Below are 11,798 nucleotides of genomic sequence, written 5' to 3' on the forward strand. Positions count from 1 at the left end.
TTTGATATGGCTGCATTGAGCGAGAGTACGGTGATGTCATCATTTCGTCCTTCTGTGCATTGGGCTTTCTTCTGACTCTATGGCCATTGGCGCTAGTAGCCATGCGATGAAGATACCAGTGAGCACCGTGATGCCAAAGCTATGGATAGCGTGAGTTTGGCTTAGCGATAGCAACCCAAATGAGAGTAGGGTCGTGATACCTGAAAGAGAGATAGCCAATAAAGTTCCGAGCGATTTTTTCTGCTCAGCAAAGAATAGGGTGTAGTCGATACCTATGCCTAAGATCAGAATCAAGCCCAGCAGATTGAATAGATTAATGCTCGACCCGACCAATACCGTTACGCCAAGCCCTGCCGCTCCGGCAATAACAGATGGTAGCAACATAATAATGGCTCTCTGTGGGCCGTAACGCCATCCAAGTACAAGACCAATGACAGCCAGTGCAACCAGCAGCAGCTCAAGCACTTTGATGCGATACTCTGAAAATAGCGAAGAGATCTCATCAGCCTTGTTGAGGTACTTGGCATTCAATAGCTTGGTCTCTTTATTATTCAGCCACGCATCGAAGCGCTCTGGGTCCTGAATATCTTGCAGCAATACGATTGCGGCTTGCTGGCCATTAATAGGCTCAAGCCACAATGAGCGCATAGGCTCAGACACGGGGGAACGTAAGAAATCTGCTACGGTGATCTCTCGATAAGACGGCAGCTCAGGGAAAGTCGCCCAACCTAATCCGCCCTGTAGAGACTGGCTTTGGTTGCGATACAGTTCGCTGACCAGTTGATAGTTGAGCTTCTGCTCATTGATGGTCGGCAGTAGCTGGTGGATGCTGCGATACCCAGATAGGGTGTTATTCGCCACCAATTGATCAAGCTGACTGCCGAGGCGTTGCAGTGATTTAAGCAAAGTCTGATCATTGTTCGCTGTCACTAAGAGCATCGATTGACCGCCACCAATTCCCGACACTGATGTGATGATTTGTTCTTGCGCCTTTAATGTTTCAGGCATCGCTTGCAGCTGACGAATATCGTCATCGTATTGGATCTGGGTTAATGCAATAACACTGACTGCAGCAATCGCGCTAGGTAAGAGGTAGCGTATATAACGCTTACCCCATAAACGTAGCCAAGCACTTAGCATTGAAGCCAGTGGTAGATTTCTGTCTCGACTTGGGCGCTTCGCCAATAGTGGATACCAGCATACCACCGTCGCATAAGCTGCAAATAACCCGATCGATGAGAACAGCGCAAGTTGTTGTAGCCCCGGGAATGGTGCAATCAATAACCCTAAATAGCCGATCAAGCTTGTGACTAGTCCGAGGCTAATCGCCATTAATATATGTTGCAACCCTTTATCGCTTTGCCAGCGAGAGCCAGCGACTAAGCGGTCGGTGAGGTAGTGAAATGAATAATCGATAGAGACACCAATTAAGCTGGCACCAAACACTAAGCTAAATAGATGCACTTGACCGAATATTGCAACGGTACTGGCAAGCGCAACCAGCAAACCAGTACCAATCGAAATCAAGGACAGGACTAAAGGAAGCGCGCTGCGGAAGGTGAGCCAAATCAGCAAAATGACACCGGCCAGTGAGCCCAGCCCGATGGTATTTATCTCGGATTTGGCGCTTTGTGTTCCGTAGTCGGCATAAAACACCACGCCGGTATGGTGGATCTCTACACCGAATTCGTTCTCAATGCTTTGTTCTATTGCATCGACTTGGGGCAATTGTTGCTGAGTCTTGAGGCTGTATGGAGAACCCGCGAGAGTAGCGGTGATCAGCACATAGGTAGAGCCTTTAAACTCTGTGGTGAGATAGTGTTCTTGAAGAGTAAAGTTACTGGTGTTCTTGCCCACCTCACCAATGTAGTCGCGAAACAGCAAGAACGGGTCAAGTGATAGCTCCGTCGCGGTCACGCCAGAAAATGGGTTATACAGAGATTGGATAACATACTGAACCTGACTTTGTGGCGCATGTTCTAACGTCTGTTTCTGCACCTCGGTAAGAAGCTGTGCGCGATGCTGGAAGTAAAAGTCACTCCATTGGCTTTGAGTATTGGCGCTAACCTTGCCCAGAATTTTAGAAAATAGAGGCTGTTCACTGGCGAACATTTCTTGATTGAGGCGGCTTTCAAAATTGGCAGCGGCAGAGATGGCTTGTTTAGGCGAGTCGCCAGAGATCATAAACAGCACTTGCTCGCTCATCGAGTTCGAAAGCTGCTGAAAAGCTTGCTCGGCCAACGGGTTTTGTTGGTTCTCTGGCAGTAGCTTCAGAATGTTGGTCTCGATAGGCACCGCAGACGAAAAAGCGAATTGTTTGATTAACAATCCGCTAAAAAATAGGACGAGTACAAGCCAAGTTAAGGCAAATTTAGAGTTGGAATTGCTGAGCTTCGTCATCCGTGAGTCTTTGTGGTTGGTGGTTAAAGTTGGAGAATTCGATCAGGGTGCTGTCACCGCGGATCTCTTTGAGTTCGATGCGCTCAATATCGCTATTGCCTTGGAGTTCGATGCGCTCAAACACTGCATTCATCGGCGCGTGCTTTGGTGTCAAAGAGAGTGTCCAATTGGTTTGAGCGTCACTTGGCGAGAATTCTAGCGCAAATTGTTCGGTCAACTTTTGAGTATCGCCATGAAATACAGAAAGAAAAATGTGGCTGAAGTAAAACGCCATCGGGTTCTCTTTATCCGTAATCACTTGTGCAGGCTGGTCTCCAAAGCGTTGGCTCAGCTTATTATCGGTCAGTACCAAATGAACCGGAAACGGTGCTGTTTGACTCCATAGTAGGCCACTTGCCTTATCCAGTAAGAAACTTCCTTGCGAGCTCAGTGGTTGATCAAACATCTCCATTGTACGAGTTTGGGTAAAGTCGCCGCGAATGATGGATTGGTGACTCAGTGTTGTCTGTAAATCAGCAAGTGTCTTTACTTCTACTTTTTCTGAGGCAGCCCAAACATTGGCAGTAATGAACAAGCTCAGAAAACAGCACAACAGCACTCGGATGTAGGTTGTAAATGAGGTTAACGAGCGAAAGCTATGCGGATTCATGGCAAGACTTCTCTTTAGTGGCGGCACAGGAGCGATCTTCACTCAAGTAACCGTATTGATGCCAGTGTTCTACCTTGTCGGTGAGAGCGCTTGGTGATGCGAAACACATCTCTTCTGTCTCAATTGCGACCGCAACTTGCATAGTGTGAGCGCGCGTCATGCGTTGGCCAGTCTTGGCATCGTGAATCTCGTAGTCGACACGCAGTCGGTTTTCCCATTCAGTGAGACGCGCAGTTACTTTTATCTCATGATTGAATGGAATCGCTTTTACGTACTTTACTCGCGTATCGATGATCGGCCACATGTAGCCTGAATCCTTCATCTCAAGATAGTTGTACTTTAGCTTGTCCATCATGATGCGTCTTGCTTCCTCAAAAAAGCGGAAGTAATTACCATGATAGATAACGCCCATAGGGTCGGCATCTTGAAACGAGGTCACAATGGTAACCTCGGCTGAAAGTGGATGAAGGATGTCAGACATAGTTGGCTCTTTCGTCAATACAGTGTAAGCGGCTTAGTACAGTGTCCAGTGCTGCTGTTGAATACGTTGAATGAACAGACGCAGATCGCTTTCAAGTGGGCGATCTTCTACAACAAACTCAAACTCTTGCATTACCTGATCACGGATCTGCTTTAAGTTGTCGCTCATATGGTGCTCGTCGAGTTCATTGGCACGTTTACGTAGCTCTAACGCTTGTGTCGCTGCCAGTAATGAAGCCGCAGCGACTTGCTCTGTTAGCTCCAATACTCGAATACAATCACGTGCGGCGATAGTACCCATGCTGACTTTGTCTTGGTTATGACACTCGGTTGAGCGAGAGAACACGCTTGCTGGCATGGTGTGTTTTAGCGCCTCTGCTGTCCAAGCTGAAATACCAATCTGTACCGCTTTAAAGCCGTGGTTGATTGGCTTACGCTCACCTTGAGCACCCGTTAGGTTAAACGGCAGGCCGTTGTTGAATTTGTAATCCATCAGTTGTGCCATTTGACGGTCGAGTAGATCTGCAAGGTTCGCAATTGCCGTTTTCAGCGTATCCATCGCCATTGCAATGTGGCCACCGTAAAAGTGACCGCCATGCAGTACACGCTCATTGTCACCATCAATGATTGGATTGTCGTTCGCGCTATTGAGCTCGTTCTCAATCATTTGACGTAGCCACGGTAGTGAGTCTTCCACTACACCAATCACGTGCGGTGCACAGCGCAATGAATAACGATCTTGCAGTCGGTCACTGTTACGCGGTGGGCGATCAGCTTGTAAGTCATCACGTAACCAAGCGGCAACCTGCTGTTGACCTGGATGAGGCTTCACTGCAAACAGCGCTTCATCAAAGTGGAAGTCATTACCGTGCATACCGACAGACACCATAGCGGTGATTTTAGTCGACAGTTGAGACAAGTATTCCGCACGCTTGTAGGCGATACAGGCAAGAGCCGTCATTACCGATGTGCCATTCATCAGCGCCAAGCCTTCTTTTGGCTTCAGTTTGATTGGCGCAATACCCAGTTCTTTGTACACCTCATCGGTAGGGCGCACATCGCCTTTGTAAAGTACATCACGTTCACCAATCAGCGCAGCGGCTAAGTAGGATAGGGGCGTGAGGTCACCACTGGCACCCACAGACCCTTCTTGGGGAATACGCGGTGCAATGTCGTGATTGATCAGGGTAACGATTTGGTTGAGTAGGTCGTGGCTAACGCCAGACACACCTTGAGACAGTGAACATAGGCGAGTCGCTAATACTGCACGAGCTTGATCATGAGTGAGAATATCGCCAAGACCACAACCGTGGAAACGGGTAAGGTGCAGAGGCAACTCGTCTACTAAGTTCGGTGGAATCGCAACGGTACAGGAATCGCCATAGCCAGTGGTTACACCGTAAATTACCCCTTCTTCTTTTAAAAGGCGTTCAAGAAAAGCCACACCACGGTCAATTTTTGACGTGAAGGCAGGGTCGGTGTTCATACTTGCTGAAGCACCTTGAGAGATCGCGACAACGTCTTCGATCGTTAGGCGTTCTGCACCAAAGGTGATGCTATTTTGATTCTTTTTCGTCATGGTGCTGATTGCTCAATGTCCAAAAATTAAAAAAGTTATACCACTGAAGGGGCGCCTTCAATGTGTAGTGCTGTAGTCGGTCAGCATATTGCTGAACCACTTGTTGCAAAGTCTGTTCGCGAGTCTTTCTTGGTAAGACGATTTTGTCACTAAAATGTTCAAAGTAGACGTTAAAGTGAGGCTTCTTACTGCTATCGTCTCTTAATCCAAAGAGTAGGAATACGGGAGCTTTAAGGATAGAAGCGAGCATAAATGGCCCCTGTGGAAACGGTGCTTCTTGCCCTAAAAACTCTGCCCACACTGATCGGCTCTCTTTGCTGGTGGACGTTCGGTCACCCACAATAACGATCCATTCGCCTTGTTCAAGCTTTTGCTGAAGCAAGATTGCTGTATCTGGTCCCATGGAGCTGACTTGAATAAGGTTTAAGTCTGAGTTTGGGTTAACCGCTTTCATTACTGAGTTGAAGCGCTCGGCGTGTTCGGTAAAGACCAGTGCATTGATCTTAATGTGCGAGTGTCTGCGACCTAGTGCGCGACATAGCTCGATATTACCAAGGTGAGAGCCAAGAATAACTACCCCTTGCTCATTGTCGACCATGCTTTCAAACTGATCTTGTCCGTGAATTGTCAGGTTATCAACGGAGAAGTCACCCTTCCACGCAGCCAGTTTGTCTAGCATGGTATGACCGAACGAAAGCAGGTGGTGATAACTGTCGAGATTATCAGGCAAGTCGATATTGTGTTGTTCGGCGTAGAGCTTCAATGTATGCAGATAGTGCTCAGAGGCTTCGCGCGCGCGTTTACCTGTGAGGTGATAGTAACGCATCACGCCTTTGAGAATCAGGTTAAACACTCCGCGCCCAAGCAGTGTGTAGATCATCAACAGCAGTTTGATGCCGAGTACCGTACCGCGCTCTTGTGTGCGCGACCAGTGTGGCTGATTGTTCGTTTCGGCTGGCGCCGCCCCGGGCTTTTTGAAGTGTCGAGTAATCAGTTTTGGTGCGCGTGGCAGCATGCCGAAAAACAGTCGCGTGTGCATCCAGCTGATTTTTACGTTGTCCCACAAGGCATCAAAGTGCGAGATACCACCCTCAGGATAGATCACGCGAGTATCGATGAAATCAATATCACAGCCTTCCCAATAGAGACGTACCAGAACCTCGATATCGAAGTCCATGCGTGAACCAACATCGTATTTTTCGAGTACCGCTTGGGTAATCGCTATCGGGTATGCTCGAAAACCGCACATACTGTCTTTGATCGAGAAAGAGAGAGTTTCAATCCAGACCCAAATATGTGTGGCATAACGGCCATACAGGCGCGCTTTAGGCACACTCTCATCATAGACAGGTTGACCTGAAATCAGACGTGACGGAGAAGCCTGAGATGTCTCAATAAGCTTAGGCAACGCCTCGAGATCGTGCTGCCCATCGGCGTCGATCTGAATTGCGTGGCTAAATCCGAGTTGGTGAGCGTGTTGAATACCGGCTTTGACCGCACCACCTTTGCCTTGGTTTTCCGCCAGAGTGACGAGGGTAACGTCATCTTGATTTGCAAGCGGTGCAAGTTGCTGTTTGGTGTCTTGATCACTGCCATCATCGACCAAAATAATCGGCAGCCCAAAGCCTTTGAGTGACGCAATCACTGCTGCGACTGTCGAGCCGTGGTTATAGCAGGGGATTAAGAAACAGGCTTGGTAGCTTGTTGTATTCTCAATGTTCACCACACTATTCACTTTTTTCTCCTAGCTTCATTTTGCCTGAAGAGTGCGTGCAATTGCCGTTATCTGAGGTGTAGCTAAACGCCAGTTTTTGTTTATCTGAGTCCCATTTTAGCGCCAATGTGACTGTCGAATTGGGTAAGATCGGCTCTTGGAATTTGATCACTTCCATGCCTTTAAACTGAGGCGGTACCGCTAACTCTTGAATGGCATAACCGAGAGCCCAATCAATCTGAGTTACTCCGGGCAGGATCGGAAAGCCCTTGAAGTGCCCTTTAAAGTCGGTCAAATCGGCATCCACTTGCAGTGTGAGTGTCGATTCGTTCAACTGGGTCTCAATCTGTATGATGGTTGGCTTTCTTTTATCCATGGCGCTGGCTTTACTTTCTTGTTGTCATGATACGTATGAGGGCGAGTTACTGCGCGTTTATGATCGCTTCGATCTGCGATGTGAGTCGCTTGCCTTGACTATTGAGTGGGACCTCTTCGACCACTCGAAAACGTCTTGGCACTGCGATGGGCTCAAGCCATTTTCTTAATTCATTGCGTAATAGTAACCAAAACTTGCCCTTACCGACACTATTGAGCGTCTGTTTTCCTTCATCGGAAAGCACAATCACAGAGGCAAGAATCAAACGGTTTGGCTCTTCAAATGGGATAACGGCGCACTCTTTTATCCACGGAAGTTGCTCAAGGCGCTTTTCAACTTCGACCAGAGAGATGCGTTTCTCTTCAATCTTGATAATACGATCGGTGCGACCTTTGAGGATGAACTGATCGTCAGAAACCATTTCACACTCATCTGCCGTTTGATACCACTGCTCTTTGTCGATGTAAGGTGACAGCAATTTGATGCAGTTTTCTTGATTAAGTTGTGCCTGAATACAAGAGAACAGTTGCCAAGGTGTCTGAGCTGTCGCTTGCTGTCGATAGGCGATTCCACCGGTTTCGGTGCTGCCAAATACCTCGATTGGCAATTCACCAAAGAGATTTTGTGCTTGTTGGGCAGCGTCTAGCGGCAAAGGGCCTCCTGATGAGAAAACTGCGACCAAGGGCTTAGCGTTCTGCTCTTCAGAAAGTCGCTTAAGTAGCGCAGGACTACTCATCAATACGATCTTCGAATCGGCGTGCGAGATTATCTGTTCAGGATATTCGAGATTAAAGCGCGAAAAAGGCACCGATGAGCACAATGGCCATAAGACGCGAAACAGTAGTCCGTAGATATGCTGATGCGACACCGTACTATGAACACGATTTCCAACAAGCATGGTTTGCCAGTTTTTGCTCAGTTGTGCGATCTCAATATCGAGCTGCTCTAGTGTTTTATGAATGGCTTTTGGCGTGCCACTCGACCCAGAGGTGAACAAGACCAGTTTTACGGCCTGCAAGTCGATCTTTTCAGATATTGGCTTGCTGTGCTCGTCTGCGGTGAGCTGGTCCTTGATGAGTCGAACATCACTTCGGTTAACCGTTTGAATGCTCTCATCAACCATCAATAGGTCGTACTGGCTGCTGAGCTCTGAAAGTGCTTCTGGTTGGTAGTTACCTGGCAACACAATCTGCTTGTTACGCAGTGCGCAAGCAATAAACACAAGGGTAAATAGGTAGCTGTCTTGAGTGCAGATAGCGATACGCTCGGCAGACTCACCCGACAGTACACGGCAAAGCTGCGATACATCGCGCTGAAAGTCTTGCCAGTGAACCTCTGACTTATCGTCAAAGCAGATCACTGAATCGAGAGGGCGCTCCGTCTCAAAAAGTTGAGCGAGAGAAGTATAACTTGTGTTCATAATGTTAGCTTTGGCGTACGCGTTGTCGGACTAGCCACTCGACGGCGAATAACAGCCCTGCAAGTAGATAGCTGATTAAACCGTTATAGAGTGTCCACACTTCAAGTGATTGGAAACAAGTATAGAGGGCGATTGAACCGTTGAGCACAAAGAATCCACACCATACTTTGGTGACTTTTCTTGTGTAATCAACCCCACTTTGCGGCAGATCTGGCTCTTGCAATCTCGCAAGGCGCTCAATGATTGTTTGTGGCTGAGTCAGGCTTAGGGCAAAAACCGTCAACATGCAGGCGTTGACGATTACCGGATAGTAGGTGAGCCACCCGTGTTGTTTGAACATGATGCCCAGCAGTAATAGCACCAGCCCTGCACAACCACTAACCCAAGCAAGGTGCTTAAGTTCTTTAATTTTGGCTTGGCCACCGGTCACGATTCGGACCAAGAATACGGCGGCCAACACTCCTCCTACGGCCTGAAGGCCAAACTTGTTGAGGCCGAAATAGACCGCAATCGGGTAGGAGAAGATGATCAGTGCCGACAATAGAGTCAGCAGGGAGCGCACTATGCGTCCTTTAGAAGTTCAACGACAGATTCAACCACATCATTGACGGTACGCACTGTTTTGAACTCTTCAGGTTTGATCTTTTTACCGGTTACATTTTGTAGGTGGACAACCAGATCCACGGCATCAATGCTATCGAGATCAAGATCTTGATAAAGGTGCGCTTCTGGTGTGATTTCTTCAGCATCTAGCTCGAATAGCTCGATAAGCGCATCTTTAACCTGATTAAATACTTCTTGTTGGTTTGCTTGTGTCATAAGGAAATCTTTCTAGTTGTTCGTCTGAGATGTGATGTAGTTTGCTAGATTAGCCACAGAAGCGAAGTGCTGGCGCGTATTTGAATCGTCAGCATCGATTACGATGTTGTACTTCTTCTTGATCGCTAAACCTAGTTCAAGGGCATCAATTGAGTCTAGGCCCAAACCATCACCAAACAGTGGAGCTTCAGTTTCAATTTCATCGATACTCATATCTTCAAGGTTAAGGGCATCAATGATCAGCTGTTTAAGTTCGTTATGTAATGTTTCCACTTTGGCCTACTTGTCATATGTTTACATGCGCGCTATGTGCGGCACTGCGAGCAAATGCGTTTGAATAGAAATACATTTGCACCAATAAAAAGGTGTTGAGAGGCTTATTTTTCTGGCTCTGGAAAAATCGTTTCCGCAAGGTGTTGATTTAAACGCCTTGCCGCAGAAGTTAAATTATTTGAGCTCTCAATAAAGGGTGTCACTTCTATTTTACCTTTGACTGCAACATGAAAAAAGGGTTTCGTTGAAGGAACTTGGTACCACTTCTTCTCTTTAGTGAGAAATGAGGGTGACACAGTGATGTGGATAACACGCAGGTCAGTCTCGGTTCGCGTTGCAATCTGGGCAGCTCCACGTTGCAAAGAAGGGGTGACACCCGGTGTTGTACGAGTCCCTTCAGGGAACACCAACAGCAAGTTACCACGAGAAAAACGTTCTTCGCATCGCTCAAGCAGATCGTCAGGCGCTTGGTTTGGAATATAGCCTGCAGCCTGTACGATACGTTTCATAAACGGGTTCTCCCAAATGGCCGCTTTGACTAAGCAGTCACATTGTGGAAGCTGAGAGGCAATCAGGACGTAATCAATCAAACTTGGGTGATTGGCAACGATGATGCAATTGCGATCTTGTTGTAATGTCTCGACGCCATCAATACGATAATCAATCGCACCAGTGAACTTCATGATGCGGCAGAACGCATTAAATGAGAAACGGATGAGGCGCTGCGCCTTGAGTTCGCGCTCAATGGTGTCTCGGGTGGTGACGGCAAATAATGGCAGAACGATAAAGCTTAAAACAAGGCCACCCAAACCAAAGATTGAGAAACACAGCCCAGTGGCGAACACACGCCAGTATTGATTGAGTTTATTCACAGTGCTTAACCCACGACCAGTTTTGACGCTTCCCTGTAATCTGCCAATTTGGAACACCTTGCAGATAGCGCTGAAGGAACTGTAGACCTTGTGGTAAAGAGGGTTCCTCTGCTTGTACTGCTGAAGGGGTTCGTGTGAGGGTTAGTTCAGTGCCTTGGCTTAGCACTAAACCCAGAGCGTAGTCTGCGTATTGCTGGGTCTCATAGGCTTGATAAAGCTCGGGTAGAGGTTGATCAAAATCGATAACCAGGACTTTATGGTCGGGATACTGGTTTAGGTAGAGATAGGCCTCAATCATGGCGCTGTGAAAAGTATCAACGCCCGACGCTATAGAGCTCAAAGGGATCGGCGCCTTAGCGGCAATGGTTGTTAGCCCTGCTGCAGTGTTGTGGACCGATTGAGAGAAGGCCATTGGCGACGCGTCTTCGCCCTCTAGTATTGACTGAATTAATGTCGCGGTGCGGTGAAGTTCGCCGTGACGACTGGCAAAGACCAAGTAATCGATGTCATTGTCTTCCAGTAATGTTAGAGCGGTTTGCACGGCAAGTTTACTTTGCAGGCTCATACGGCGACGCATCATCGGTGGAATGGCTTTGAACTGCGATGAGCCATCTTCAGGCCAATGGGTAGTTGTGCTCCACGCCTCCCAATCTGACTGAGTCGCGAGCCCCGGCGAATTAGCGCACCATTTTTCAATATTGAACGACATTAAATGAGATTGATTTGACATAGAGTATTGATTTGATTTGGGTCTAACTAAATACTATGCGAGATAAAGACAAATATTGGTAAGGAAATACAATGAAATTACTTAAAATTGCAGCTTCGATGTTATTCGTTTTGGTTCTCGCAGGTTGCGGGCGTGTACAGCCAGTTATGAATGTCGAGGATACTCCAGTTGCACATAATCTTCAAAGTAAACAGGTAAAATCAGCGATTTATGAGTCGGCGGTCGATCGTGGCTGGCTTGTGTCTGAGGTGAAACCTGGCCTTATTCGTGCTGAGCTGTATGTTCGCTCTCACCATGCGGTGGTTGAAATTCCTTACAGTGACAAGTTCTACTCTATTCTTTATGTAGAGTCAGACAATCTTAAATATGACGATGGCGAGATTCATCGTAACTACAACCGTTGGGTAAATAATCTCAACGTAGATATCAAAAGAAAGCTAGCGCAAATGGCCGCTGAATAGTTTTAGAAAAAATAAGTTAGGTTTT

At 47.4% G+C, this 11,798-nt stretch carries 13 protein-coding genes; 1 reads left to right on the forward strand and 12 read right to left on the reverse strand.

Annotation, left to right across the window (positions count from 1 at the left end; all coding sequences use genetic code 11):
• Window positions 1–39: 39 nt before the first annotated feature.
• From KI655_RS18170 to KI655_RS18225, 12 genes are all read right to left on the reverse strand, one after another.
• A complete protein-coding gene (locus KI655_RS18170) occupies window positions 40–2,400 on the reverse strand; it encodes an MMPL family transporter (protein ID WP_285407681.1) in 2,361 nt (786 codons plus the stop codon).
• Window positions 2,372–3,049 (reverse strand): outer membrane lipoprotein carrier protein LolA, encoded by a 678-nt coding sequence (locus KI655_RS18175; RefSeq protein ID WP_306416368.1) that lies wholly within the window; start codon window positions 3,047–3,049, stop codon window positions 2,372–2,374. The genes KI655_RS18170 and KI655_RS18175 overlap by 29 nt, the downstream gene beginning before the upstream one ends.
• Window positions 3,036–3,530, reverse strand: coding sequence for a thioesterase family protein (locus KI655_RS18180; RefSeq protein ID WP_285407682.1), 495 nt, complete (start codon window positions 3,528–3,530; stop codon window positions 3,036–3,038). Before KI655_RS18180 ends, KI655_RS18175 begins: the two co-directional genes overlap by 14 nt.
• Window positions 3,531–3,563: 33 nt before the next feature.
• Window positions 3,564–5,108 (reverse strand): histidine ammonia-lyase, encoded by a 1,545-nt coding sequence (gene hutH / locus KI655_RS18185; protein ID WP_285407683.1) that lies wholly within the window; start codon window positions 5,106–5,108, stop codon window positions 3,564–3,566.
• Entirely contained in the window at window positions 5,086–6,843 is a 1,758-nt protein-coding gene (locus KI655_RS18190) for a glycosyltransferase family 2 protein (RefSeq protein ID WP_285407685.1), read from the reverse strand. Before KI655_RS18190 ends, hutH begins: the two co-directional genes overlap by 23 nt.
• Window positions 6,836–7,198 (reverse strand): 3-hydroxyacyl-ACP dehydratase, encoded by a 363-nt coding sequence (locus KI655_RS18195; protein WP_285407687.1) that lies wholly within the window; start codon window positions 7,196–7,198, stop codon window positions 6,836–6,838. The genes KI655_RS18190 and KI655_RS18195 overlap by 8 nt, the downstream gene beginning before the upstream one ends.
• A gap of 46 nt (window positions 7,199–7,244) precedes the next feature.
• Window positions 7,245–8,618 (reverse strand): AMP-binding protein, encoded by a 1,374-nt coding sequence (locus tag KI655_RS18200; RefSeq protein ID WP_285407688.1) that lies wholly within the window; start codon window positions 8,616–8,618, stop codon window positions 7,245–7,247.
• 4 nt (window positions 8,619–8,622) lie between these two features.
• Window positions 8,623–9,180, reverse strand: coding sequence for a septation protein IspZ (locus KI655_RS18205; protein WP_285407690.1), 558 nt, complete (start codon window positions 9,178–9,180; stop codon window positions 8,623–8,625).
• The gene (locus KI655_RS18210; protein WP_032550100.1) at window positions 9,180–9,437 is read right to left on the reverse strand and encodes an acyl carrier protein; all 258 of its coding nucleotides are present in this window, start codon (window positions 9,435–9,437) and stop codon (window positions 9,180–9,182) included. The genes KI655_RS18205 and KI655_RS18210 overlap by 1 nt, the downstream gene beginning before the upstream one ends.
• A gap of 12 nt (window positions 9,438–9,449) precedes the next feature.
• Complete coding sequence (locus tag KI655_RS18215; protein ID WP_032550101.1) at window positions 9,450–9,710, reverse strand: phosphopantetheine-binding protein; 261 nt, start codon at window positions 9,708–9,710, stop codon at window positions 9,450–9,452.
• Between the two features lie 104 nt (window positions 9,711–9,814).
• Entirely contained in the window at window positions 9,815–10,582 is a 768-nt protein-coding gene (locus KI655_RS18220; RefSeq protein ID WP_285407691.1) for a lysophospholipid acyltransferase family protein, read from the reverse strand.
• Window positions 10,575–11,312: a beta-ketoacyl synthase chain length factor gene (locus KI655_RS18225; RefSeq protein ID WP_285407693.1), complete on the reverse strand. Its 738-nt coding sequence runs from the start codon at window positions 11,310–11,312 to the stop codon at window positions 10,575–10,577. The genes KI655_RS18220 and KI655_RS18225 overlap by 8 nt, the downstream gene beginning before the upstream one ends.
• A 71-nt stretch (window positions 11,313–11,383) precedes the next feature.
• On the opposite strand from KI655_RS18225, the gene KI655_RS18230 reads away from it, so the two are divergent.
• Window positions 11,384–11,773 (forward strand): hypothetical protein, encoded by a 390-nt coding sequence (locus tag KI655_RS18230; protein WP_285407694.1) that lies wholly within the window; start codon window positions 11,384–11,386, stop codon window positions 11,771–11,773.
• The last annotated feature ends 25 nt before the right edge of the window (window positions 11,774–11,798 follow it).

Origin of the sequence: Vibrio sp. D404a (assembly GCF_030248535.1) — a bacterium.
Lineage (GTDB): Bacteria > Pseudomonadota > Gammaproteobacteria > Enterobacterales > Vibrionaceae > Vibrio.